The sequence below is a fragment of the Nocardioides pymetrozini genome (assembly GCF_046058985.1).
Classification (GTDB): domain Bacteria; phylum Actinomycetota; class Actinomycetes; order Propionibacteriales; family Nocardioidaceae; genus Nocardioides.
Window position 1 is genome coordinate 1,711,948 of record NZ_CP175556.1, and the last position, 24,078, is coordinate 1,736,025.

The 24,078-nt window shown below is 73.7% G+C and carries 27 protein-coding genes; 17 read left to right on the plus strand and 10 right to left on the minus strand.

Features of this window, described 5'->3' with window-relative positions; translation table 11 throughout:
- Positions 1–20: 20 nt before the first annotated feature.
- Positions 21–932 (plus strand): ROK family protein, encoded by a 912-nt coding sequence (locus ACJ5H2_RS08345; protein ID WP_408899104.1) that lies wholly within the window; start codon positions 21–23, stop codon positions 930–932.
- 20 nt (positions 933–952) lie between these two features.
- On the opposite strand, the gene ACJ5H2_RS08350 is transcribed toward ACJ5H2_RS08345, so the two are convergent.
- Positions 953–1,381: a hypothetical protein gene (locus tag ACJ5H2_RS08350; RefSeq protein ID WP_408899105.1), complete on the minus strand. Its 429-nt coding sequence runs from the start codon at positions 1,379–1,381 to the stop codon at positions 953–955.
- A gap of 22 nt (positions 1,382–1,403) precedes the next feature.
- Positions 1,404–2,180 (minus strand): alpha/beta hydrolase, encoded by a 777-nt coding sequence (locus tag ACJ5H2_RS08355; protein ID WP_408899106.1) that lies wholly within the window; start codon positions 2,178–2,180, stop codon positions 1,404–1,406.
- 90 nt (positions 2,181–2,270) lie between these two features.
- Between ACJ5H2_RS08355 and ACJ5H2_RS08360 the strand changes: the two genes are divergently transcribed.
- The 6 genes from ACJ5H2_RS08360 to ACJ5H2_RS08385 all read left to right on the plus strand — a co-directional run bounded on the left by ACJ5H2_RS08360 (position 2,271) and on the right by ACJ5H2_RS08385 (position 7,013).
- A complete protein-coding gene (locus ACJ5H2_RS08360) occupies positions 2,271–2,990 on the plus strand; it encodes a lysophospholipid acyltransferase family protein (RefSeq protein ID WP_408899107.1) in 720 nt (239 codons plus the stop codon).
- 25 nt (positions 2,991–3,015) lie between these two features.
- Entirely contained in the window at positions 3,016–4,152 is a 1,137-nt protein-coding gene (macS, locus tag ACJ5H2_RS08365) for a MacS family sensor histidine kinase (protein WP_408899108.1), read from the plus strand.
- Positions 4,149–4,664 (plus strand): flavin reductase family protein, encoded by a 516-nt coding sequence (locus ACJ5H2_RS08370; RefSeq protein WP_408899109.1) that lies wholly within the window; start codon positions 4,149–4,151, stop codon positions 4,662–4,664. Before macS ends, ACJ5H2_RS08370 begins: the two co-directional genes overlap by 4 nt.
- A gap of 172 nt (positions 4,665–4,836) precedes the next feature.
- Positions 4,837–5,484: a response regulator gene (locus tag ACJ5H2_RS08375; RefSeq protein WP_408899110.1), complete on the plus strand. Its 648-nt coding sequence runs from the start codon at positions 4,837–4,839 to the stop codon at positions 5,482–5,484.
- A gap of 10 nt (positions 5,485–5,494) precedes the next feature.
- Entirely contained in the window at positions 5,495–6,112 is a 618-nt protein-coding gene (locus ACJ5H2_RS08380) for a TetR/AcrR family transcriptional regulator (RefSeq protein ID WP_408899111.1), read from the plus strand.
- A complete protein-coding gene (locus tag ACJ5H2_RS08385; RefSeq protein ID WP_408899112.1) occupies positions 6,105–7,013 on the plus strand; it encodes a hypothetical protein in 909 nt (302 codons plus the stop codon). The genes ACJ5H2_RS08380 and ACJ5H2_RS08385 overlap by 8 nt, the downstream gene beginning before the upstream one ends.
- Before the next feature lie 119 nt (positions 7,014–7,132).
- On the opposite strand, the gene ACJ5H2_RS08390 is transcribed toward ACJ5H2_RS08385, so the two are convergent.
- Positions 7,133–7,951: a DUF1028 domain-containing protein gene (locus ACJ5H2_RS08390; RefSeq protein WP_408899113.1), complete on the minus strand. Its 819-nt coding sequence runs from the start codon at positions 7,949–7,951 to the stop codon at positions 7,133–7,135.
- Positions 7,952–7,997: 46 nt separating this feature from the next.
- On the opposite strand from ACJ5H2_RS08390, the gene ACJ5H2_RS08395 reads away from it, so the two are divergent.
- Positions 7,998–9,026, plus strand: coding sequence for a 6-phosphofructokinase (locus ACJ5H2_RS08395; RefSeq protein WP_408899114.1), 1,029 nt, complete (start codon positions 7,998–8,000; stop codon positions 9,024–9,026).
- Here the strand turns inward: ACJ5H2_RS08395 and ACJ5H2_RS08400 are convergent.
- Positions 8,983–9,789, minus strand: a complete 807-nt coding sequence (locus ACJ5H2_RS08400) for an endonuclease/exonuclease/phosphatase family protein (protein ID WP_408899115.1) — start codon at positions 9,787–9,789, stop codon at positions 8,983–8,985. The two genes, ACJ5H2_RS08395 and ACJ5H2_RS08400, sit on opposite strands and share 44 nt — an antisense overlap.
- A gap of 82 nt (positions 9,790–9,871) precedes the next feature.
- Between ACJ5H2_RS08400 and ACJ5H2_RS08405 the strand changes: the two genes are divergently transcribed.
- The 3 genes from ACJ5H2_RS08405 to ACJ5H2_RS08415 all read left to right on the plus strand — a co-directional run bounded on the left by ACJ5H2_RS08405 (position 9,872) and on the right by ACJ5H2_RS08415 (position 13,452).
- The gene (locus ACJ5H2_RS08405; protein WP_408899116.1) at positions 9,872–10,546 is read left to right on the plus strand and encodes a nucleotidyltransferase domain-containing protein; all 675 of its coding nucleotides are present in this window, start codon (positions 9,872–9,874) and stop codon (positions 10,544–10,546) included.
- Positions 10,547–10,590: 44 nt separating this feature from the next.
- On the plus strand, positions 10,591–12,036 hold the full coding sequence (locus ACJ5H2_RS08410; protein WP_408899117.1) for an APC family permease: 1,446 nt from the start codon (positions 10,591–10,593) through the stop codon (positions 12,034–12,036).
- Positions 12,037–12,108: 72 nt separating this feature from the next.
- Positions 12,109–13,452 (plus strand): class II 3-deoxy-7-phosphoheptulonate synthase, encoded by a 1,344-nt coding sequence (locus tag ACJ5H2_RS08415; protein WP_408899118.1) that lies wholly within the window; start codon positions 12,109–12,111, stop codon positions 13,450–13,452.
- A gap of 27 nt (positions 13,453–13,479) precedes the next feature.
- On the opposite strand, the gene ACJ5H2_RS08420 is transcribed toward ACJ5H2_RS08415, so the two are convergent.
- From ACJ5H2_RS08420 to ACJ5H2_RS08435, 4 genes are all read right to left on the minus strand, one after another.
- Positions 13,480–14,472, minus strand: coding sequence for an NADase-type glycan-binding domain-containing protein (locus tag ACJ5H2_RS08420; protein ID WP_408899119.1), 993 nt, complete (start codon positions 14,470–14,472; stop codon positions 13,480–13,482).
- Between the two features lie 65 nt (positions 14,473–14,537).
- Entirely contained in the window at positions 14,538–15,017 is a 480-nt protein-coding gene (locus tag ACJ5H2_RS08425) for an SRPBCC family protein (protein ID WP_408899120.1), read from the minus strand.
- A gap of 83 nt (positions 15,018–15,100) precedes the next feature.
- On the minus strand, positions 15,101–16,114 hold the full coding sequence (locus ACJ5H2_RS08430; RefSeq protein WP_408899606.1) for a PASTA domain-containing protein: 1,014 nt from the start codon (positions 16,112–16,114) through the stop codon (positions 15,101–15,103).
- Positions 16,114–17,205: a protein kinase domain-containing protein gene (locus ACJ5H2_RS08435; protein ID WP_408899121.1), complete on the minus strand. Its 1,092-nt coding sequence runs from the start codon at positions 17,203–17,205 to the stop codon at positions 16,114–16,116. The genes ACJ5H2_RS08430 and ACJ5H2_RS08435 overlap by 1 nt, the downstream gene beginning before the upstream one ends.
- 134 nt (positions 17,206–17,339) lie before the next feature.
- On the opposite strand from ACJ5H2_RS08435, the gene ACJ5H2_RS08440 reads away from it, so the two are divergent.
- From ACJ5H2_RS08440 to ACJ5H2_RS08460, 5 genes are all read left to right on the plus strand, one after another.
- Entirely contained in the window at positions 17,340–17,711 is a 372-nt protein-coding gene (locus ACJ5H2_RS08440; protein WP_408899122.1) for an Rv2175c family DNA-binding protein, read from the plus strand.
- Positions 17,712–17,730: 19 nt separating this feature from the next.
- Positions 17,731–18,222, plus strand: coding sequence for a ribonuclease domain-containing protein (locus tag ACJ5H2_RS08445; protein ID WP_408899123.1), 492 nt, complete (start codon positions 17,731–17,733; stop codon positions 18,220–18,222).
- Positions 18,219–18,632: a barstar family protein gene (locus tag ACJ5H2_RS08450; protein WP_408899124.1), complete on the plus strand. Its 414-nt coding sequence runs from the start codon at positions 18,219–18,221 to the stop codon at positions 18,630–18,632. The genes ACJ5H2_RS08445 and ACJ5H2_RS08450 overlap by 4 nt, the downstream gene beginning before the upstream one ends.
- A 93-nt stretch (positions 18,633–18,725) precedes the next feature.
- Positions 18,726–20,153, plus strand: coding sequence for a DUF222 domain-containing protein (locus ACJ5H2_RS08455; protein ID WP_408899125.1), 1,428 nt, complete (start codon positions 18,726–18,728; stop codon positions 20,151–20,153).
- Between the two features lie 39 nt (positions 20,154–20,192).
- Positions 20,193–20,681: a hypothetical protein gene (locus ACJ5H2_RS08460; RefSeq protein ID WP_408899126.1), complete on the plus strand. Its 489-nt coding sequence runs from the start codon at positions 20,193–20,195 to the stop codon at positions 20,679–20,681.
- A 12-nt stretch (positions 20,682–20,693) separates the two neighbouring features.
- Here the strand turns inward: ACJ5H2_RS08460 and ACJ5H2_RS08465 are convergent, their stop codons facing one another.
- A complete protein-coding gene (locus ACJ5H2_RS08465; RefSeq protein ID WP_408899127.1) occupies positions 20,694–21,782 on the minus strand; it encodes a polyprenyl synthetase family protein in 1,089 nt (362 codons plus the stop codon).
- 76 nt (positions 21,783–21,858) lie between these two features.
- Here ACJ5H2_RS08465 and metF point away from each other — a divergent pair, with 76 nt between their 5' ends.
- Positions 21,859–22,749, plus strand: coding sequence for a methylenetetrahydrofolate reductase [NAD(P)H] (metF, locus tag ACJ5H2_RS08470; protein ID WP_408899128.1), 891 nt, complete (start codon positions 21,859–21,861; stop codon positions 22,747–22,749).
- A gap of 10 nt (positions 22,750–22,759) precedes the next feature.
- Here metF and ACJ5H2_RS08475 read toward each other — a convergent pair whose 3' ends face one another.
- Positions 22,760–24,076 carry a phytoene desaturase family protein gene (locus tag ACJ5H2_RS08475; protein WP_408899129.1) on the minus strand — a complete coding sequence of 439 codons (1,317 nt, stop codon included), beginning with the start codon at positions 24,074–24,076 and terminating at the stop codon, positions 22,760–22,762.
- Positions 24,077–24,078 lie beyond the last annotated feature (2 nt).

The window sequence follows — 24,078 nt, forward strand, 5'->3', positions numbered from 1 at the left end:
GGCTGAGATGGGCGGCTGAGATGGGCCGCGCGACCTACGTCGGCGTCGACGTCGGCGGAACCAAGGTGCTCGCCGTCCGCATCGACGCCGACGGCGCGGTCGAGGCGACCGCGACCCGGCCCATGCCCGGACGCGCGGCGGACGCGGACGCCCTCGAGGAGGCCGTCGCCCTCGCCGCCCGCGACGTGTACGACGTCGCCCCCCCGCACGCCCTCGGGCTCTCGGCCGCGGGCCTGGTCGACGGCGCGGGCGAGCGCTTTCTCTTCGGCGCCCATCTCCCGTGGCGCGACGCGCCCGTGCGGAGCAGCCTCGCGCGTCGTACCGGACTCGCGGTGGTCCTCGACAACGACGCCAACTGCGCGGCGCTCGCCGAGCTGACCCTCGGCGCGGCACGGGAGGCGCGGTCGGCGCTGCTCGTCACCATCGGCACCGGCATCGGCGGGGCAGTCGTGCTCGGGGGCCGAGTGGTCCGCGGCGCCCACGGTCTGGCGGGCGAGTTCGGCCACATGCAGGTCGTTCCCGACGGCCTGGCGTGCGAGTGCGGACTGCGCGGCTGCTGGGAGCAGTACTGCAGCGGCCGGGCCCTGGAGCGGGTCGCCCGCGTCGCCCTCGGCCGGCACCTGGACGGGCCCGAGGTGACCGCGCTGGCCCGGGCCGGCGACGAGGTCGCCCGGCACGCCTTCGCCTCGATCGGCACCTGGCTGGGCGTCGGCGTCGCGGGTCTGGTGTCCGCGTTCGACCCGGAGCTGGTCGTGGTCGGCGGCGGCGTCTCCGCGGTGGGCGACCTGCTGCTCGCGCCGGCCCGCACGGCGCTCGTCGGGTCGCTGCAGGGCACGGCCTACCGCGCCGTGCCCGCTCTCGTCCCCGCGCGTCTGGGCCCGGAGGCCGGTGCGATCGGCGCCGCGCTGCTCGCACGCGACGGCCGGGGCTGACGGGCCGGGGCGGCGGCCACTCAGACTCGCGCGCCGTCGTCCCAGGGATCGCGGGGTGAGCCGGGACTGCGGATCACGAGATAGCAGAAGCCGCCGACGAAGCCGGCGACGAGCAGTCCCGTCAGCCAGCCCGGCAGGCCGATGCCGAGGATGACGGACGCGAGCAGCACGGTGGGGGAGCCGAAGACGCCGAGCCAGGCGAGCAGCCGGTCCGCCGGCGGCACCGGCACGGGCGGAGGCTGGTCCGGGACGAAGCGATCCTCCTCGACCGGCTCCTCGACCGGCTCGTCGACCGGCTCGTCGACTGGCTCGTCGACGGGCTCGTCGGCCCGCTGGCCGACCGCGGCGGCCTCGGGGTCCGCGGGGAGGTCGAGCTCGGCGCGCTCGCCGTAGTTGTCGACGATCGCTTGCCACGCCGCGTCGTCGTAGTCCGGGTCGTCCCGCTGCACCACCTCAGGCTACGCCCCGGCCCTATCCGGAGGTCACCCGCGCGATGAAGGCCGCGGACTCGTCGAAGATCGTGGGTGCGTCGTTGTCGAGGGTCGCGACGTGATAGCTCTCCGGCAGCGCGACCCGCTTCACGTCCGTCGAGGACACCCCTGCGAGGACGAGCGGCTCGGAGGCCTCGTCGACGACGTGGTCGGTGTCGGAGCGGAAGTACAGCAGGGGAGCGGTGACCTGGTGCAGGTCGCCGACCAGCCCCGGCCACGCCCGCATGAGCGAGTGGATCGCCTTGAGCGGGGTGCGGTCGTAGCCGTGCTCGAGCACGCCCGCCTTCTTGATGTCCCCGGCGATCGCGGGGAACGACGGCACCAGGTGCTTGAGCACCGGCAGCAGCTTGACGTCGCGCCTCTTGGTCGCGACCGCGGGGTTGACCACCATGACGCCGGCGACCTCGTCGGGACGGTCGGCCGCGAGACGCAGCACCAGCGCCCCGCCCATCGACAGCCCGCCGATGACGACCGCCTCGTGCTCGGCCCGCAGCGCGTCGAAGGCCCGGGTCAGCTCGGCGTACCAGTCCGTCCACTGCACCCGGTTCAGCTCGCGCCAGGTCGTGCCGTGGCCGGGCAGGAGCGGGACGGAGACGCCGTACCCGAGGGCGCCGAGGTGCTCGCCCCACGGGCGCATCGACGCAGGCGAGCCGGTGAAGCCGTGGCTGAGCAGGACGCCGACGCGGCGCCCACCCGTCAGCTCGGGGCGGGCCGCGATCGTCAGCGGCGCGGTCAGGTCGGAGGTGCTCGGCGGCATGGCGAGATTGTGCCGCACCACCGCTAGGATCCGTTCCAGTGGCGTCCGTCCGGGCGGATGCTGGGCTTGATTCCGGGAAGGTTCGGTCGGTTGTTCTACTGGTTCCTGAAGTTCGTCGCCCTCGGGCCCCTGCTGAAGGTCGTCTTCCGTCCCCGCGCGGAGGGCGTCGAGAACGTGCCGGCCACGGGGCCCGCGATCCTCGCGAGCAACCACCTCTCCTACGCCGACTGGCTGTTCATGCCGCTGGTCATCCCGCGGATGGTGCGCTTCGTCGCCAAGGCCGAGTACTTCACCTCGCCCGGCGTCAAGGGCTGGCTCCAGAAGAACTTCTTCAGCGGCACCGGCAACATCCCGATCGACCGGACGAGCGGTGACGCCGCGTCCGGCGCCCTCGTGTCGGCCAAGCGGGTGCTCGCCGAGGGAGAGCTCTTCGGCATCTACCCCGAGGGCACCCGCTCCCACGACGGACGTCTCTACCGGGGCAAGACCGGCATCGCGCGCCTCGCCCTGGAGACGGGCGTCCCGGTGATCCCCGTCGCGGTCGTCGGCACCGACGTCGTCGCCCCTCCGGGCAAGAAGTTCGGCCGGATCACCCGGCCCACGGTGCGCTTCGGCAAGCCGCTCGACTTCTCCCGGTACGCCGGGATGGAGAACGACCGCTTCATCCTGCGCTCGATCACCGACGAGATCATGTACGAGATCATGCGGCTCTCGCAGCAGGAGTACGTCGACATGTACGCCACCCGCGCCAAGGCGGAGTCGCGACGCGACAAGCACGACGGCGGCGAGCACGGCAAGCTCGCGTCCTGACCGGGACGTCCGTGACCGGGTCGTCGTGACCGACGGGGCGAGCGCCACCCGGGCCGCCATCGCGGTCGAGGACCGCATGTTCGGCGCGCTCGCCGTGCTCCGCGTCGTCGTCTTGGCCTACGCGGTGGCGATCAACGTCTACCGCGACAACTTCGACCACCCGGCGCTCGGCTGGACCTGCGTCGGCGTGATGGTCGCGGGCACCGCCGGCGCGCTCGTCGTGTATGCCGCCCCCGAACGGCGGGTGCTCGCGGTGCTCGCCGCGGACCTCGCGCTCGCGGTTGCCCTGCTGCTGGCGACGCCCGTGGCGAAGGGGCCGTGGTTCCAGGCGACCATCCCCGGCTACTGGATCGTGGGGGCCCTGCTGGCGTGGGCGGTCCGCTACGGATGGCGGGGCGGCACCCTGGCCGCCGTCGTCCTGGGCGCGGTCGACCTGCTCACCCGCTCCGAGATCGCCCAGAAGGACGGGGGCAACGTCTTCCTGATGCTGCTCGGCGGCTCCATGGTCGGGTTCGTGTGCGAGTCGCTGAAGGCGATGGCGGCCGAGCGGGACCTGGCCCAGCGGGAGGCCGCCGCGGCGGCCGAGCGCGCGCGGCTGGCGCGCGCCGTCCACGACGGGGTGCTGCAGGTCCTCGCGCTCGTGCAGCGCCAGGGCGGCGAGCTGGGCCGGGCGGCGGGCGTGCAGGAGCAGGCGCTCCGGACGCTGATCCGGTCCCAGGACGCGCTCACCGCCACCTCCCCGGACGCCGCCGCCGGGCGCGCCGACCTGGCGGCCGCCCTGGGCTCCCTCGCCGCCCGCCCGGGCACCGAGGTCGCCCTCCCGGCCGGGCCGATCGAGCTGCCTGCCCACACCGTGACCGAGCTGGCCGCTGTCGTGCGTGCCTGCCTCGACAACGTCGAGCGCCATGTCGGCGTCGACGCCCCGGCGTGGGTGCTCGTCGAGGACCTCGGCGACCGGGTCGAGGTCAGCGTGCGCGACGACGGACCCGGGATCGCGGCCGGGCGGCTGGAGGCGGCGGAGCAGGAGGGCAGACTGGGTGTCGCGGAGTCGATCCGCGGCCGTGTGCGCGACCTCGGCGGCACCGCCACGCTCGACACCGGCTCCTACGGCACCGAGTGGACCTTCGTCGTACCCCGGCACCCTCCCCAGGACGGACCATGACCATCCACAGCACCCACCCCTTCGCGGACGCGGACCCCGACCCCGCCCGGCGCTTCCGCGGTCGGGTGGGCGGCGCGGTCACGCTGTGGACCGCTGGCGGCGCGGACGAGCGCGCCGGCCTCACCGTGAGCTCGCTGATGGTCGCCCTCGGCCCCGAGCCCGCCGTCCTCGCGCTGCTCGACCCCGACTCCGAGCTGCTCGAGGTCCTCCGGGAGACCGGCCGCGGCGTCGTCCAGCTGCTGTCGTGGGCCGACCGCCAGCTGGCGGAGGCCTTCGCGGGCACCGCCCCCGCGCCCGGCGGCCCCTTCCGCCAGGCCCCCTTCGTCGCCGACACCCACGGCCCCCGCCTCGCCACCGCGGCGACCTGGGCCGGCGTACGGCTCGCGGGCGAGCGCGCGGTGGGCTGGTCCGTCGAGGTCACCGCTGCCCTCGAGCACGTCGAGATCGGAGCCGACGACGCGGGCGACGATCCGCTGCTGCACCGGCGGGGTCGGTTCGTCCGGCTGGGGTGAGGCGGGGGCGGATTCACCACGGGATGTAGGTGGGCCGTCGGCGGATTCACCACGGGATGTAGGCGAGTCGGAGCTTCCCGGGTGGAATTCCGCGGGGGAAGTGCGGGTTCGGCTACATCCCGTGGTGAATCCGCGCGAGCCGACAGCCGGCCGATGGCCTAGGGTCCCTGCCATGACGGACCCGATCCGGGTGATGGTCGTCGACGACCATCCCATGTGGCGCGACGCCGTCGAGCGCGACCTCGAGGCGGCGGGCTTCGACGTGGTGGCGGTAGCCGCCACGGGGAGCGAGGCGATCGCCCGCTTCGCCGCGACCCGACCGCAGGTGGTCGTCCTCGATCTCCAGATCCCCGCGCCGAGCGGGGTGGAGGTCACCGCGCAGATCCTCGCCGGCGAGCCGTCGTCGCGGGTCCTGATCCTCTCGGCCTCCGGCGAGCAGGACGACGTCCTCGCGGCGGTGAAGGCCGGCGCGACCGGCTACCTGGTCAAGTCGGCCTCCCGCGAGGAGCTCCTCACCGCCGTACGTCGGGTGGCCGAGGGCGACAGCGTCTTCACCCCCGGCCTGGCCGCGCTGGTGCTGGGCGAGTTCCGGCGGATGAACGAGCCGGCCACGCCGCCCGGGGAGCGGCTGACCGACCGGGAGACGGAGATCCTCAAGATGGTGGCGAAGGGGCTGTCGTACAAGCAGATCGCCGAGCGGCTGGTGATCTCCCACCGCACGGTGCAGAACCACGTGCAGAACACCCTGCGCAAGCTGCAGATGCACAACCGGGTCGAGCTGACCCGCTACGCCATCGAGCAGGGCCTCGACGAGGGCTGAGCGAGGGCACGTGGCGGAGCGGCAGCGGGCCAGGCCGCAGCAGGAGCGGGCGGTCCAGACCAGGCGCCTGCTCCTCGACACGGCCGTCGGGATCCTCGACCGGCACGGCATCGACCGACTCACCACGACGGCCGTCGTCCGTGAGGCCCACGTGAGCAGCGGGACGTTCTACCGCTACTTCAACGACCGCACCGAGCTGCTCGCGGTCCTGCGTGAGGAGGCCGTGCACGCGATCAGCGACGACCTGATGGTCAGCGTGGTCGACGCCCTCGAGCTCGACCTGGACGCAGCGCTGCGCCTCGTCGTGGTCACCCTGGTGGAGGGGTTCGAGCGCCATCGCGGAGTGATCACCGCGATGGTCAACCAGCTGCCGGCAGGCAGCAACGCCAACGTCCTGCCCGAGATCGAGGCCGACCTCCATCGCCTGGCGTCGCTCCTGCCCCGGCGTCACCGACCGGACCTCGCGCCCGAGCAGCTGGAGGCGGTCGTGTTCATGCTCATGGGCGTCCTGGTCTCCACCTGCCTGCGGATCGCCCTCGCCCGGCCGCCGGAGGTCGGGCGCGAGGAGCTGGTCGAGCTCACCGTCGCCATGATCGGCGCGGGCCTGAAAGACTTCGACCGTGGCTGAGACCGAGGCTGACCTGCTGGAGATCGCCGACGAGCTCTACGCCCTGCCGCTCGCCGAGTTCACCCCTGCGCGGGACGCCCGCGCGAAGGAGCTGAAGGGGACGCCGGCAGCGGCTCGCGTCAAGGCGCTGCGCAAGCCCAGCACCGCGGCCTGGGTGGTCAACCTGCTCGTGCGCCGCGAGGCCGCCCAGGTCGACCAGCTGCTGAGCGTCGGGGCCGCCCTGCGCGAGGCACAGGCCGCGATGTCGGCCGGTGAGCTGCGCGCGCTGACGAAGCAGCGCCGCCAGGTCACCGCCGCCGTCACCACCCAGGCGCGCCGCGTCGCCGCGGAGGACGGCGCGCGGATCACCGAGGCCGTCGCCGAGCAGGTCGAGTCGACCCTCACCGCCGCGATGGTCGACGCCGAGTGCGGCCGCGCGGTCCGCAGCGGGCTGCTGGTGAGCGCCCTGCGGACCACCGGCGTGGAGCCGATGGACGCCGCGGACCTCGCCAGCGCGGTGGCCGTCCCGGAGGCGCTCGGCTTCAGCGCCACCGCGCGCGAGGCCCCGCGCCCGGGGCCGCCCGACCTGCACGTCGTCCCGGACCCAGACCGGGCGGCCAAGGCGCGGGCCGCCGCGGAGGAGCGCCTCGCCGCGGCCGAGGAGGAGTACGACGCCGCGCGGGCGACCCACGAGGAGGCCGCCGGCGAGGTTGAGCGGCTCTCCGCCCGCGCCCTCCAGCTGGAGGCCGAGACCGACGAGCTGCGGCGCCGCCTCGCCGACCTCGAGGAGCAGGCCGAGGCGCTCGAGGAGGAGCTGGCCGAGGCGGAGGAGGTCCGGGACAGCACCGCCGCCGACCTGCGCACCGCCACCGCCGAGCGGGACTCCGCCCAGGCCGCGCTGGAGCGGGTCCGGAGTCGTTGACGTCTGCGGTTTGGTCCCAAACCGCATGCGACACGCCGTCAGAGCATGCGGTTCGTGCCCAATCGACGCACCCGCTCACCGGTGACCTCGCCCGCCCCGTCACCGCGGGCCCGAGCAGCTCAGCCGTCGCCGCGCACGATCGCGAACACCCGGCGGTCGATCCAGGACAGGTCGGCGGCGACCCGCATCTCGTAGTTCTCGGTGCCGACCCAGGTGCGGAAGTCGCGGTGCCCGGCGGCCGCGGCGAAGGTCTCCAGCTCGGCGCGCAGGGCGTCGTCGACGGCGACCCGCTCGTCCTCGGTCGACGCGGTGAGGTAGAGCTCGTGGAGGTCCAGCAGGCGCGCCAGCTCGTCGATCGGCGCCGGGTGGTCGTCGACGCGCAGGTCGACCGCGACGTCGTCCAGGCCGCCGTAGCCGGCGCCCTCGCGGACCACGAGGATCGCGGCGGACTGGCGGCCGCGCCGGTCGCCGCCGCTCGCGTCGCCGGCGGCCAGCGCGGCGAGGAGGCGGTCCTGCAGTGGCAGGTCCGCCGCGGCGTCGAGCCACGCATCCTCCATCGCCTCCACGACCTCGGGACCCGCCAGGCAGTTGCCCTGGACCGCGTAGCCCGGCCCGGTCCGCCCACCGGCCCAGGGGATGCACTCGACGCCGGTGTGGCTGGCGGCGGTCCCGTCGAGGTCGACGATGCCGACCTGGCGGTGGTCGCGGCCGTCGTCCTCCTCCAGCAGGCGCTGCAGCGCCACGGGCGCGGTCGCCCCCTCGTCCAGGTGGGCCAGGGCCAGGCCCTTGTAGGCGACATTGGCGTCGGCCTGGGTCGCGACGGCGCCGACCCCGGCGACGGCCGCCGGTACGGCGGAGCCGACCGCGAGGAACTTGGACGCGACGGCGACGCCCCAGGTCTCGCCGTCGGCGGAGCGGGCCACGATCGAGAAGGTCATGTGCTCACCCTAGAGACGACCGCCCGGTGCACCGTAGGTTGGCGCCATGCGCGTCGGAGTGCTGACAGGGGGCGGTGACTGCCCTGGCCTGAACGCCGTGATCCGGGCCGTCGTGCGCAAGGGGGTCAACGAGCACGGGTTCGAGTTCGTCGGCTTCCGCGACGGCTGGCGCGGACCGCTCGAGGGCGTCACCCTGCCGCTCGGCATCGAGCAGTGCCGGGGCATCCTGCCGCGGGGCGGCACCATCCTCGGCTCGTCGCGCACCAACCCGTTCGCGGTGGAGGGCGGGGTGGAGCGGATCAAGGACAACCTCGCGGCGGCGGGCGTCGACGCGCTGGTCGCGATCGGCGGGGAGGACACCCTCGGCGTCGCGACCCGGCTGGCCGAGCTCGACGTCGCGGTGGTCGGCGTACCCAAGACGATCGACAACGACCTGTCCGGGACCGACTTCACGTTCGGCTTCGACACTGCGGTCAACATCGCGACCGAGGCCATCGACCGGCTGCACACGACGGCGGAGTCCCACCACCGGGTGCTCGTGGTGGAGGTGATGGGCCGGCACGCCGGCTGGATCGCGCTGCACGCCGGGATCGCCGGGGGAGCGAGCTCGGTGCTCATCCCGGAGGTGCCCTTCGACATCGCAGCCGTCTGCGCCCACGTCGAGGCCCGCTTCCGCAGCGAGTACGCGCCGATCATCGTCGTCTCCGAGGGCGCCGTCCCGGCCGACGGCAGCGGGATGACCCTCGCCAGCGGCGAGAAGGACGCCTTCGGCCACGTCCGCCTGGGTGGGATCGGCGACCGCCTCGCCCAGGAGATCGAGCAGCGCACCGGCGCCGAGGCGCGGGCGGTCGTGCTCGGTCACGTCCAGCGCGGCGGCACGCCCACGGCCTTCGACCGGTGGCTGGCCACCCGCTTCGGGCTCCAGGCGATCGACGCCGTCGCCGAGGGGGAGTACGGCGTGATGGTGGCGCTGCGCGGGACGTCCATCGTCCGCGTCCCGCTGGCGGAGGGCACCGGCCAGCTCAAGCTCGTCAGCCCGCAGGAGTACGCCGAGGCGCAGGTGTTCTTCGGCTGACCTGGGCCGGCTCCAGGTCGACGATCAGCGCGCGGTGGTCCGAGAGCGCCATCCGTCGGGCCGACGAGCGCGCCACCAGCGGCGGGTCGGCGAGGATGTGGTCCAGCTGCTCGCGCGGATGGTCGGCGGGGAAGGTCGGATGCTCGGCGAGCGGAGTCAGCCCGCTGACGCGAGCGGCCTGCTGCAGGTCCATGTTGAGGTCCCCGGTCAGCACGAGCGGCCGGGACGCTCCGGACAGCGAGCGCATCAGCTGCCGCAGCTGCCGACCGTTCCACCACCGGATGAACGACAGGTGCGTGGTGACCACGGTGAGAGGGCCCTCGGCCGCGGCCACGGTCGCCGCCACCGCCACGCGCGGCTCGTCGTGCACCCACGTGGGCAGCAGGTTGCCCGGGAAGCGCATCGGGACGGGAGTGGAGACCGACGGGAGCCGCACCACCTGCCAGCCGATCACCGGCAGCCGGCTCAGCAGGGCGATGCCGTACGCCGCGTCGTGCGGCTGCTCGTCGCCCGTCGCCGCCGTCCAGGTCGCGCCGGGGCTGCCCGCGAGGGCCGCCACGAAGCGATGGTCGACCGCCCCCATGGCCTCGGCGGCGATCGCGGTGAGGTCGGCGTGCCCCGATCGCTGCAGCAGGTGGTCGACCTCCTGCAGGGCGAGCACGTCGGGGTCGAGCTCGGCGATGGCCTCCTGCAGGACGGACACGTCGACCTCGTCGTCGTGCTGGGTGCGGCCGCCGAGGATGTTGAAGGTCACGATGCGCATCACCGACGGCGGTACCCGCCGGACCGCATGCCAGCCACCCGACCGGGTACCTCGTCGACCCCGGGGCCGCGAGCCTCGGCGGATGACGGCACGCAGGACGGCGTACGACGGATCGGACGAGGTGAGGCACGTGGGCGGATCGGGGGGAGAGGGGTCGGCCCACCTGCGGGAGGCGCTCAAGCTGGTCGCCGTCCAGCTGAAGCAGGCCGGCGTGCCCTTCGCGCTGGCGGGCAGCTACGGACTGTGGGCGCGCGGCGGTCCCGAGCCGGACCACGACGTCGACTTCATGATCGCCGAGGAGGACGCGCCGCGGATCAAGGACGTGCTCGGCGAGAGCGGTCTCGACGTCGTCCAGCCGCCGGAGGACTGGCTGTTCAAGGTCTTCGTCGACGAGGCGATGGTCGACGTGATCTTCCGGGTGCGCAACGACCCGATCCAGCGCTCCCGCTTCGCCGACGCCGACGAGATCGAGGTCGAGTCGGTGCGCATGCCCGTGCTCTCGGCGACGGTGCTGATGACCGACAAGCTCTCCTCGCTGGAGGAGCACGCCTGCAACTTCACCGCCGTGCTGCCGGTGGCGCGCGCGGTGCGGGAGCAGGTCGACTGGGACGTCGTCGCGTCCGGCACGCGTGACAACCCCTTCGCCTGCGCCTTCCTCGGTCTCCTCGACGCGCTCGGCATCGCGCCGGGCGGCGACGCGGACGGTCCGCCACCCCGCGCAAATGCTTCCCATTCGGGGCCGCCTGCGCGAGGGTGAGGGCCGGGGGAGCCAGCTCCCGCCTCGGGAAAGGAAGGACGCGGATGTCCACGGAGACCACCGGAGCAACGACACAGGGCGGCCACGGCCAGCCGGAGCTGAAGCGGGTCCTCGGACCCGGGCTGCTGCTCCTGTTCATCGTCGGCGACATCCTCGGCGCCGGCGTGTACGCCGTCACCGGTCGCCTCGCCGGACAGGTCGGCGGCGTGGCGTGGCTGCCGTTCCTCGTGGCGTTCGCCATCGCCACGCTGACGGCGTTCTCCTATCTGGAGCTCGTCACGAAGTATCCCCAGGCCGCGGGCGCCGCGCTCTACGCCCACAAGGCGTTCGGCGTCCACTTCGTGACCTTCCTCGTCGCCTTCACTGTCGTCTGCTCGGGCATCACCAGCGCATCGACCTCGTCGGGCCTGCTGGCGTCGAACCTGCTGATCGGCTTCGGCAACGACGCGCCCGGCACCGGGCCGGTGCTCGCCGTCGCGCTCGCCTTCATGCTCCTGCTCGCGCTCATCAACCTGCGCGGCGTGGGAGAGAGCGTGAAGTTCAACGTGATCCTGACCCTCGTCGAGATGACGGCCCTCGCCATCGTCATCGGCATCGGCATCTGGGTGATCGGCAAGGGTGACGGCGACCTCAGCCGGGTGACCGTCTTCGAGAGCCCCGACGACAAGGGCCTGTTCATGGCCGTGACGGTCGCGACGGCGATCGCCTTCTTCTCGATGGTGGGCTTCGAGGACTCGGTCAACATGGTCGAGGAGACCAAGGAGCCCGAGCGGATCTTCCCGCGGATGATGCTCACCGGCCTCGGCATCGCCGTGCTCATCTACATGCTCGTCGCGATCTCCGTCGTCGCGGTCATCCCCTCCGACGAGATCGGCACGCCGACCAACGCCGAGGCCGGGATCCTCATCGACGTCGTGAAGGTCGGTGCGCCGGACCTGCCCATCGACGACGTCTTCCCGTTCCTGACGGTGTTCGCGGTCGCCAACACGGCGCTGATCAACATGCTGATGGCGAGCCGCCTTCTCTACGGCATGGCCCGCCAGGGCGTCCTGCCGCCGGTGCTCGGCAAGGTGCTGCCGCGTCGCCGCTCGCCCTATGTCGCGATCGCCTTCACCACCGTGCTGGCCTGCGCGCTGATCGCGTACGTCCGGCTCGCCTCGGAGAGCACGATCGTCGGCGCCCTGTCCGGTACGACGGCGCTGCTCCTGCTCGCCGTGTTCACGATCGTCAACGTCTCGTGCCTGGTCCTGCGCCGCGACCCGTCGCGCGGCTTCCGCGCGCCCACCGTGGTCCCCGTCCTCGGCGCGCTGCTCTGCGCCTACCTGCTCGGGCCCTGGGCCCGGCTCGAGGCCGACATGATCCAGTACAAGATCGCCGCCGGGCTGCTGGCCATCGGCCTGGTCCTGTGGCTGCTCACCCGGCTCTTCTACAAGCCCGAGGGCGGGCACTTCCACGACATCGAGCACATGGACATCGACCCGACCGACTGAGCGCAGCGCGGCCTCGTCCCACGGGTGGGTGCCGACTCGGCGCGCGCACCCGCCGCGCCGTACCCTTGGGGGGTGAGCACCCTCCCGTCCCTCGAGCAGTTGCACGCCATCGGAGCGAAGCAGCAGCCGTCGTACGACGACCCCGCGGCCCTGGCCGCGGCCGTCGAGCGACTGCGCACGCTGCCGCCGTTGGTGTTCGCGGGCGAGTGCGACGAGCTGAAGGCGAAGATCGCGGCGGCCAGCCGGGGCGAGGCCTTCCTGCTCCAGGGCGGTGACTGCGCCGAGACCTTCGTGGACGCCACGGCCGACAACACCCGCAACAAGCTGCGGGTGCTGCTCCAGATGGCGGTCGTGCTGACCTACGCCGCGTCCGTGCCGGTCGTGAAGGTGGGCCGGCTCGCCGGCCAGTACGCCAAGCCCCGCTCCTCGGACACCGAGACCCGTGACGGCGTCACCCTGCCGGCGTACCGCGGCGACGCGGTCAACGGCTTCGAGTTCACCCTGGAGTCGCGCCGCCCCGACCCGCAGCGGCTGCTCGACGTCTACCACGCCTCGGCCTCGACGCTGAACCTCGTGCGGGCGTTCACCACCGGTGGCTACGCCGACCTGCGCCAGGTGCACACCTGGAACTCCGAGTTCGTGCGCAACAGCCCGGTGGGCCAGCACTACGAGGCGATGGCGGCCGAGATCGACCGCGCCCTGACCTTCATGCAGGCGATCGGCGCCGACCCCGACGAGTTCCACCGCGTCGACTTCTATTCCTCGCACGAGGCGCTGCTGCTCGAGTACGAGCACGCGATGACCCGGATCGACTCGCGCACCGAGAAGCCCTACAACGTCTCGGGCCACATGGTCTGGATCGGCGAGCGCACCCGCCAGCTCGACGGAGCCCACGTGGAGTACTTCAGCCACATCAGCAACCCGATCGGCTGCAAGCTGGGGCCCAGCGCCACCGCGGACGACGCTCTCGCCCTCGCGGCGAAGCTCAACCCGGCCAACGAGCCCGGCCGGCTCACGTTCATCACCCGCTTCGGCGCGGGCAAGATCCGCGACGGGCTGCCGGCGCTCGTGGAGAAGGTCACCGCCGAGGGCGTCGACGTGGCATGGGTCTGCGACGCCATGCACGGCAACACCTTCGAGGCCTCCAACGGCTACAAGACCCGCCGCTTCGAGGACGTCCTCGACGAGGTGCAGGGCTTCTTCGACGTGCACCGCGCGCTCGGCACGGTCCCGGCCGGCATCCTCGTCGAGAACACCGGCGACGACGTCACGGAGATCATCGGCGGGGGCGAGGAGCTCGACGAGCAGGGCCTGGCCCATCGCTACGAGTCGGTCGTCGACCCGCGGCTGAACCGGGTGCAGTCCCTCGAGCTCGCCTTCCAGGTGGCCGGGATGCTCCAGCTGCAGAAGCGCTGACGCGGGCGGGCGGTCTCCCGCGGCCGGTCAGCTCGCGGCGCCGCGCAGGCGCACGTCGCTGACCGCGGTGAAGTCCCGGCCGGTCGGGCCGGCTCCGGGGGCGCTCACCGCCACGAGGTGGAGCACGACCCGGCTCGTCGCCAGGGGGCCGACCGGAAGCAGCTGCATCCGGCGCCGGTCGTCCAGCTGCTGGGTGATCCGGGTGCCGTCGTCGAACTCCCACTGCACGGTGCGGACCCGACGGTTGCCGCGGTACCAGTCGTCGGCCCCGTCGACCTTGGCGTAGCCGTTGACCAGGCCGACCTCGGTGAGGACCACCTCGGCGCCGAGGTCGAACACGATGCTCCGGCCCGTGCCGTCGCCCGGCATCCGCCAGGCGGTCCGCGGGCGGCCGTCGAGCATGTTCTCCGCGACGTAGGTCACCGGGTTGCCCTGCCGGTCTCGTGAGGCGGGCGCGGTCGCCGGGACCCGGGCGCGGGCCGAGGCGGCGAGGTCGCCCAGCTCGCCGGGCGGCGGTGCCTCGACCGGGCCGTCGGTCCCGGCGCGGTCGGGACGGGCCGCGTCGGGGCCGTCGGACTGCCCCGGGGTCGCGGGCTCGGCGTCCGCGGTGCGCGGCTCGCCCGCCGAGGACCCGTCCACGCCACTGTCGGCGGAGTCGTCGCCGGAGCCCAGCAGCAGGAAGGCCCCGATGCCGGCGACGAGGGCGAGGACCGCCACGCCGGCCACCCACGGAAGCCACCGCCCCGCGCGCCGCGCACGGGCCGGTGGGAGAGCGCTCGCCGCCGCGAACGGCTCGGAGTCGGGCGGGTCGCGTCGCGGGTCGGGCGGGGGAGGGCTGTCGGCGTACAGCGGATAGCGTGCTGCCGGCGGCAGCTGGCCCGTCGGCGGCGGGACCGCGGGCGCGCTCGCGGCGGGCGCGGCCTCGGGGTGCCGGCCGGGTACGGGCTGCCCGCAGTTCGTGCAGAACCGGCCGACACCGAGCTCGTGCCCGCAGTTGGAGCAGTGCGTCGGCGTGGTCATGGCGGGGCTCACCGTACCTTGACGGCCGCGCGCCGTCTCAGAACGACGAGATCACGGCCTCGGCCTCAGCCGGCCGCGCGCCGGCAGGCCTCGGCCTCGATGTCCTCCAGGTCGTGCTCGAGCACCTTGCGGCTGCGGTCGTAGCTGAACCCGCCGAACATCGCCCACATCGCGCGGGACAGCGCGGAGCGGTGGCTCATCTCGACGGTGGTCGTCATCGCGAGCCGGGTGCCCGTCGCCTCCGGGCCGGAGGGGGTGAGCCGGTACGCGGTGCGGATGACGTCGTTGCCGACCTCCGCCTCGACGACGGTACGACGCACGGGCTCCGACTCGACCACGTGGAGCTCCTCGGGTCCGTGATGGCCGAACAGCGTGCGCCGCTCGCGCCAGGTCGTCCCGACGTCGTACCCGCCCTCGGTCAGGAGCTCGCTGTCGCTGACGCTGCGCAGGACGTCGTCCGCGTGGGCGACATCGGTGATGACGTCCCAGACCTGCTCCGGCGGAGCAGGGATGGTGGCGTGCACGTGGATGATGTGACCGGCCATGTTGTTCTCCGTGGGCTGGGCTCCCTCTCCTCCATGGTGCGCCTCTCCGCGCCGGATGACCACCCCGGGGGCGACCGTCCTGCTCAGACGACGTAGAGGACGATCGTGCTGCCCTTCTTGACCTTCGTCCCCGAACGGGGGTCGGTGTCCCAGGCGACCGAGCCGGTGAGATAGATCGTCGCCCGCTCCTTCTTCACGACGAACCCGAGCTCCTCGAGCTTCTCCACCGCCGCGTCGGTGGAGAGATAGCGCACCGACGGGACGGCGACGAGCTCGGGGCCCTTGGAGACGACCAGCTCCACCGTGTCGCCCTTGAAGAGGGTGCCCGAGTCCGGAGCCTGGCTGATGACATCGCCCTCGTCGACGTCGTCGCTGTACTTCTCCTCGACGACCTTCACCTTCAGGCCCTTGCCCTCGAGGGCCTCGGTGGCTCGGTCCGCGTCCTTCCCGACGAAGCTGCGCACCTTGAGGGGCTTGCGGCCCTTCGACACCACGAGCGTGACGGCCGTCCCGACCGGGAGCGCGAGCGACTCCGGCGTACCGAACGCCGGTCGCGTGCCGATGACGCGGCCGGCCTCGACGGTCTCCGACCACTCCTCGACGGGCTGGCCGGGCACGAACTTGACCGCCGCGAGCGCGGCCTCCGCCTCGTCGACGGACTTCCCGGTCACGTCGGGGACGTCGTAGCGCTCCTTGCCGAGCGACACCTTCACGGTGACCTCGCCGTCCGGCAGGATCCGGGAGCCGGGCCGGGGGTCGGTCGTGATGACGATGCCCTTGGCGACGCTCTCGGAGTAGACCTCGTCCACTGCGGGCACCAGCCCGGCCTCGGTGAGCTTCGCCTCGGCGGCGGCCTGCTCCAGGCCGATCACGCCGGGCGTGGTGGTGTAGCGGCCCCAGCCCACCCACCAGGCCCCGGTGCCGAGCGCCGCGGCGACCAGGGCCAGGACGAGCGCGACGGCGATCCCCTTGCCGCGGCGTCGCTGCCGGCGCGGCCGGGGCGCCGGCGGCTCCGCGATCAGCGAGGTCGGCTCGTGCGCAGGCGGAGGTACGGCGGCGCGCGAGGTCGTGCGTCCCGCCCCGCGGTCGGCGCCCATCAGGTCGGGGAGCCCGTCCCACAGCGAGCTGACCGGCTCCGGCGTGGTGTCCGTCGTCCCGCCGCGCGGCGGGTCCTGCTCGACGACGCGGGGAGCGGGCAGCAGGTCCGCCACGAGCTCGGGGTCGGTGCGCACGCCGTCACGGACCGCCTGCGCGACGCGGCGCACATGGTGCAGCAGCACCGTCGCGTCCGCCGGGCGGAGGCTGGGGTCGCGGGTGGTCGCGCGCAGCACGAGGGCGTCCACGTAGTCGGGGATGCGGGGACGACGCTCGAGGGTCGCGGCACGTCCTCGTGGACGTGGCGGTACGCGACCGCGATCGGCGTCTCCCCGGTGTGGGGCTTGGTGCCGGTGAGCAGCTCGAACAGGATCACGCCGGCGGCGTACACGTCGGCCCGGGCGTCGGCGCGCTGCTCGATCACCAGCTCGGGAGCGAGATAGGAGACGGTGCCGATCAGCACGCCGTTCGTGGCGGTGTGCTGGGTGTCGGCGCTGACGGCCTTGGCGAGGCCGAAGTCGGCGACCTTCACCCGGCTCGTGCCCGAGTGCGGGTCGGTCGCGATGAGGACGTTCTCCGGCTTCACGTCGCGATGGATCAGGTGCGCGCGGTGCGCGGCGCCGAGCGCGGACAGGACGGGGTCGAGGAGGGCCAGCGCCCGCTCGGGCGTCATCGGCGCGTCCTTGCCGATCGTGTCGCGCAGGGTGTGGCCGGGGACGTACTCCATGACGAGGTACACGGTGCCGTCGGTCGCGTCGCGACCCTGGTCGTAGACGGCGACGACGTTGGGATGGGACAGCCGCGCCGCGGCCTTGGCCTCGCTGACGAACCGACGGGCGAAGGAGTCGTCGTCCTGGGTCGTCGCGTCTCCGAGCCCCGGGTGCATGATCTTGACCGCGACCGTGCGGTCCAGCCGGGTGTCGACGGCCTCGTAGACGCTGGCCATCCCACCGCGCGCGATCCGGATGCCGATGCGGTAGCGCCCGTCGAGGAGGCGGCCGAACTGGTGGTCCTCGATGCGGGCAGGAGGTCGGAAGGAGGGGTCGCCAGGGTGCGCGGCGGTGCCGCCGCGGGCGCGCTGGTCGTCGTGCACAGCGACCCTCCTGTGCAGGCTCTTCTCGTCCGGCCGGGGAAGTGACCGGAGCGACCATCGTACGGGCCGCGTCCTCACGCACGCGCAGCCACGCCGACGCGCGGATCGGGGTGCCGGTGAGGGAGGATGGACCTATGAACGAACCGCGACTGGCCGACCGCGACCTCGGCGCCCTCGTCGAGGAGTGGCTGGACTGGGACGAGGCCGCGGCGCTGATCGGCGTCACGCCCGCCAAGGTCCGCACGATGGTGCGCAACCACGAGCTCGCCGCCGCGGTGCCCGGCGAGGGCCGCCGGCAGGGCATCCCGGCGCTCTTCCTCGTCGACGGGGAGCCGGTCAAGGGCCTGCCGGGCCTGCTGACCCTGCTCCACGACAACGGCTTCGACGACCGCGAGTGCATCGCGTGGATCTTCCTCGACGCCGACCTGCCGGGCCGCCCGATCGACGCGCTGCGCGAGAACCGCGGCGCCGAGGTCAAGCGCCGCGCGCAGGCGCTCGCGCTCTGAGCGGGAGACCGGGCCCGCCGTGCCGCGGCTGAGCCGCAGGACGACCCAGGTCGTCTCGACCCTCGTCACCGTCGTCCTGCTGCTCGGGGTGTGGTGGCTCCAGTCGCGCGGAGCACCGGAGGACCGGGCCGGGCGGGCGGTGGACGCGCCCTCGGCGTCGTCGGTCTCACCGTCCTCGTCACCGTCCTCGTCGTCCTCGAGGCAGACGCACGACGAGGACGGGATCCCGTACGTGGACCTGGCCGATCTCCCGCCCGAGGCGGCCGAGGTCGTCGACCTCATCGAGGCCGGTGGGCCCTTCGCGTACCCGGGCAAGGACGGCTCGACGTTCGGCAACTTCGAGGGCCTGTTGCCGGACCGACCGCGCGGCTACTACGCGGAGTACACCGTCGAGACGCCCGGCGTGGACCACCGCGGGGCGCGGCGCATCATCGCCGGCGACGGCGGCGAGCTGTACTGGACCGCGGACCACTACGCCTCCTTCGAGCGGATCAGGAAGGACTCCCGATGAGCGGTCTCGCCGCCGTCCTCGCCGGGCGGCACGCCCCCGGCGTCCACCGCTGGCACTCGGCCCTCGACGTCGACGCGGTGCGGCACGCCGTCGAGCAGGCCGGCTGGCGCTTCGGGTACGTCGACGGGGCCGGCCTCGAGTCGCGCGCCGACGTGCTGCGCGCGCTCGGCGAGGCGCTTGCCTTCCCCGACCACTACGGGGCCAACCTCGACGCGCTCCACGACTGCCTGCGAGACCTGCCCGAGCGCACCGTCGTGCTGTGGGACGCCTGGGGCGGTGTCGCCCGCGCCGAGCCGCGCTGGTTCGCGGTGCTCGTGGACGTGGTGGGGGAGCGGGGCGACGCGGACCCGGCGGTCGAGGTGCTGCTGCGCGGCCCCGGGCCGGAGGAAGTCGTCGCGCTACTGGACTAGCTCGGCCGCGTGGGCCGACGTGTGGCCGCGGACCACACGCACTCGTCACCCGAGACCCTTGCTATTCGAACATGTGTTCGATAGGATGAGCGCATGACTTCTCCCGGGGCGCTCGAGACGGCCACCGCCGTGTGCGAGGGCGCCGCGGAGCTGGCCGGCAGCGACTGGGACGCCCTCGACGGACCCGCGACCGTGGCCGGGGTGCAGGCGGTCACCGCGGCGCGGGCGTTCCTCGACGCCGCACTGCTGCGGGGCATCGCCCGCCTCGAGGACACCGATGCGCTGCGCGAGCTGGGCTGGGCCTCGACCAAGGACTTCCTGACCCACCTCACCGGCGGCCACAAGGGCAGCGGCGGCGGACTCGTCCGCGCGGCCGACCAGCTGCGCGAGCTGCCCGCCGTGCAGGCCGCACTCGAGGAGGGTCGGGTCACGCTGCCCCAGGCCCGCGCGATCGCGGGCAAGGTGCACACCCTGCCCCGGGTGCCCGAGTTCCGCACCCAGGTCGCCACCGCGATACTCGACCTCGTCCACACGCACGGTCACGACGCCTCCGACCTGCAGACCGCGTTCACCGACATCGTGCGCGAGCTCGACCCCGACGCCGCCCTCCTCAACGCCGAGAAGGAGAAGGCCAAGACCGAACGGGCCGCCCACCACGCCCGCCACCTCTCCTTCACCACCGACGGGCTCGGCGGGGTGAGGGTCAAGGGCTACGGCAGCGTCGAGGACGTCGAGAGGATCACCTCCGTCCTGCACCCCCTCGCCGCACCCCTCACCACCGAGCCCGGGTCATGCGGCGGGGTCAACCGCGCCCCGGGTGAGGCGATGTTCGACGAGCACGGCGACTCCACCCAGGTCGCGTGCCTGACCCCCGGCTGCGGGCACGACGGCCGCGACCCCCGCGACGCCGGAGCCCGCCTGTGGGACGCCCTCGTCGAGGCGTGTGAACGGCTCACCACCCTTCCCGACCTGCCCCGCGACCACGGCACCCGCCCCCGCGTGATGGTGCTCATCGACCACGACTCGCTGCGCCAGAAGGTCCTCGACGCCGGACTCGCCGGTCCCGGGGTGACGACCACCGGGGCGCGGCTCTCGGCCACCGCCGTACGACGCCTCGCCTGCGACGCCGACATCCTGCCCGCCGTCCTCGGCGGCGAGGGTCAGGTCCTCGACGTCGGCCGCACCCAACGCCTCGTCACCCCCGCCCTGTGGACCGCGCTCATCGCCCGCGACCGGCACTGCGCCTTCCCCGGCTGCACCCGCATGCCCCTGGCCTGCGACGCCCACCACATCACCCACTGGGCCGACGGCGGACCCACCGACCTCGACAACCTCGTCATGCTCTGCCGCCACCACCACACCCTCATCCACCGGACCCCCTGGGCCGTCCACCTCGACCCCGCGACCCGACGACCGGCCTGGGTGCCGCCCCCGAGGGTCACGCTGGACCAGAGTCAAGACGCCGGGATCACCTACCACCCCGCCCGACCACCCGGGACCGCCCCGCCCCACGCCGCCTGACTCGCCCGACGCACCACGCCGACGTACCAGAATGGGCGCATGGTGTCCCTGAAGTACGCAGTGGTCGAGCGCGAGCGCCGCTTCCTCGTGGCGTCGGTGCCCGAGGGCGTGAGCGAGACCTGGGAGATCGACGACCGCTACGTCGACGGGGCGAGGCTGCGGCTGCGGGAGGTCCGCAAGCCGGACGGCTCGGTGCAGCGCAAGGTCGGGCACAAGGTGCGGCTCTCGGAAGGCCCGGCCGAGGTGGCGTGCACCTCGCTCTACCTCGACGACGCGGAGTGGGCGCTGCCGGTGTCGCGGCTCCCCGGGACCCCGCTGCGCAAGCGTCGCCACCACGTCCGTCGCGACGGCTGGCATGTGGTGGTCGACGAGCTGGAGGACGGCACCCTGCTCGCCGAGATCGACGACGGTGACGCGCCGGTCGCCGAGCCGCCCGCCTGGCTCGAGGTCCTCGCGGACGTCAGCGCCGACGAGCGCTGGACCGGGGCCGCCCTCGCCCGGGCCTCCGCCCGGGGCGGGCGGGAGTGAGAGCGGGCTGACTCAGCGCGTACGACGGGTGGCCGCGGCGGCCAGCTGCTCCAGCACCCGGCACGCCTCGGGGTCCCAGTCCGCCTCGGCCTGGCCCCGGTGCAGGGCGTCCACGGCCTGGCGCGCGAGGTCCTCGATCATCGACTCGACCGCGGCGCGGGCGCCGCTGGCGTCGATGATCGTGCGGAGGTCCGCGACCTCCGCCTCGGAGAGCGCCGTCCCGAGCGCGGCGTCGAGCCGCTCGGCGTCGGCGGGGGAGGCGCCGGCCAGGGCGTGTGCCACGAGGACGGTGCGCTTGCCCTCGATGAGGTCGTCCCCGGCCGGCTTCCCGGTGGTCGCCGGGTCGCCGAACACGCCGAGCAGGTCGTCGCGCAGCTGGAACGCCTCGCCGAGGGGCAGCCCGAAGGCGGTGAGCAGGCCGAGGGTGGCCGCGTCGGCGCCGGCGAGAGCCGCGCCGACGTGCAGCGGCCGCTCGATGGAGTACTTCGCGGACTTGTAGCGCAGGACCGTCATCGCCTGGGCGACGTCGGCGCGCCCGCGGGCCTGGACCGACACGTCGAGGAACTGGCCGGCGATGACCTCCGAGCGGCACAGGTCGAACACGTCGAGGGCGGGGCCGACCCGGTCCCAGCCCAGCCCGCAGCGGCGCAGCAGCTCGTCGGCCCAGGACAGCAGCAGGTCGCCGAGGAGGATCGCGGCCGCGGCGCCGTACTGCTCCGGGTCCCCGCGCCAGCCGTCGGCGCGGTGCGCGCGCTCGAAGGTGCGGTGGGTCGCGGAGCGGCCGCGGCGGGTGTCGGAGGCGTCCATGAGGTCGTCGTGGACGAGCGCGCTGGCGTGGAGCAGCTCGAGGGCCGCCGCGGCCCGGTGCACCGCGGCGGCGTCGGCCCCGGCCGGCGCGCCGGCGATCGCGGCGTATCCCCAGTGGCAGAAGGCCGCGCGGAAGCGCTTGCCGCCGGTGACGGTGACGCGCGCCTCCGACAGCAGTCGCGCGGCGTCTCCGGCGAGCGGGGCCAGCCGGGTGGCCTGGTCGGCCAGGAAGGCGTCGAGGGTGGCCTGGACCTCGGTGCGGAATGCGGTGGGGTCCCACGCCTGCTGAGTCACCCACGTGAGCCTAGTGACACCTGTGTTTGGCGAGATCCCCGACCCCGGGCCCGACGCGCCACCTAGACTGCGGCCCATGACCACCGGTGCTGGGCGCTCCCTCGGCGAGATCATCCGTGAGGGCGGCCGTTCGTTCTCCTTCGAGTTCTTCCCTCCCAAGGACGACGCGGGTGAGGCGCAGCTGTGGGACGCGATCCGTGCGCTCGAGCCCTACGAGCCGACCTTCGTGTCCGTGACGTACGGCGCCGGCGGCAGCACCCGCGACAAGACAGTCGCGATCACCGGGCGGATCGCCCGCGAGACCTCCCTGGTCCCGATGGCGCACCTGACCTGCGTCGGCCACACCCGCGAGGAGATCGAGGGGATCCTCGACTCCTACGAGGCCGAGGGCGTGCGCCACGTGATGGCGCTGCGGGGCGACCCGCAGGAGGGACCCCGGGCGGACTGGACGCCGACCGAGGGCGGCCTCAACTACGCCGTCGAGCTCGTCGAGCTGGTGCGCGCGCGTGGCGCCTTCCGCGTCGGCATCGCCGCCTTCCCCGAGGGCCACCCGTCCGCCGAGTCGCTCGACGCCGACGCCGACGTCCTCGTCGCCAAGGCGCGGGCTGGAGCGGAGTTCGCCGTCACGCAGATGTTCTTCCGCGCCTCGGACTACTTCGGCCTGGTCGAGCGCGTCCGCGACCGCGGTGTCGACATCCCGATCCTGCCCGGCATCATGCCGATCCTGAACCTCGCCGCGATCCGCCGCCAGGGCGAGCTGATCGGCACCAGCGTCCCCGAGGACATCGTGGCCCGGATCAGCGCGTACGACGGCGACCCCGTGGCGGTGCGTGCCGAGGGCATCCGGCTCGCCGCCGAGCTGTGCGACGAGCTCCTCGCCGGCGGCGCCCCGGGCCTGCACTTCTACACGCTCAACCGGTCGAAGGCGACGCTCGAGATCTTCGAAGCCCTCCAGATCACGGTCTGACCGCCCGGCCCTACGCCGGGCCGACCAGCTGCGCGACCAGCGCTGCGGACTGGGTCACGAAGGGCACGCCCGCGCCCGGGGCGGCGTGTGCCCCGGCGGCGTACACGCCCGCCAGCGGGGTGGCCGGGCCGAGCCGGTGGCGGACCGTGCCGCGGCCCTGCCACAGCACCCCGAGGGGCGATCCCCGCCACTGCTCGACGAGCTCGCGCGGCGACAGGTCGACGCGGGTGACGACCTGGTCCCGGACGTCGATCTTGTGCCGGGCCAGGGCGTCGAGCAGGTCCTCGGCGATCTTGCCCCGTCCGTGCACCGTCCAGGCGGTCCCGCCCTCCGGGGCGGTGCCTCCCGGACGCACGGTGAGCAGCGGCTCCTCGTGGATGACCAGCTCGTGCGGGAGCTCCGGGACCTCGCCCGTCAGGCCGATGTGGCTGACGACCGGTGGGATCGCGGGCATCGTCCGCTCGACGTGGGCTGCCAGGGCCGGCAGGCGGCGGGGGTCCACCGCCACCACAACGACGTCGGCGTCGGCGTCGCCCGCATCGGTGCGTACGGCGGCCACGCGCCCCTCCCGCACCACCAGGTCGCGCACCTCGACACCGGTGCGCACCCGCACGCCGCGCGTCTCGAGACGGGCGGCGAGGAGGTCGGCGACCCGCGCCATCCCGCCCGGCACCCGCCAGCCGCCGAAGCGCTGCTCGAGGAAGGCGGTGACCCCCACCCAGGACGGGACGTTGCGCAGGTCGTGGCCCTCGGCCACGGCCGGGTGCCCCGCCACGAGGGCCAGGCGCTCGTCGCGGAACATGTGCCGCAGCCGCTTGTGGAGGGTCTCGCGGATGGCGAACATCGCGCCGAGCTCCTTGGGGACCGCGCCCTTGGTGCGCGGGTCCCACGGGACCTCGACGTAGTTGCGGCGCAGCACGTCCCAGACCGGGCCGTAGACGTCGACGTGGGCCGCCCACTTCTCGCCGAGGCCTGCGCCGAGCTCGTCGAACGCGGCCATCTGGTCGGCCCGCGAGCCGCCGGGGAGCCGGACCGACGTCCCGTCGGCGAACCGGTGCTCGCGCAGGACGGGCAACGGCTCGAGCTCGACGCCCAGCTCCTTCTCGAGCGGCCGCCCGGACTTGCGGAAGAGGTCGCGCAGCGCCGCCGGCAGCAGCGTGGAGGTGGGGCCGGCGTCCCAGGCGTAGCCCTCGCGCTCGACGCGCGCGAGGGCCCCGCCGAGGCGGTGCGAGGCCTCGAGGAGGGCAACCTCGTGGCCCAGCTTGGCGAGCCGTGCTGCGGTGGCCATGCCGCCGAGGCCGCCGCCGACGACGACGATGCGAGCCACCC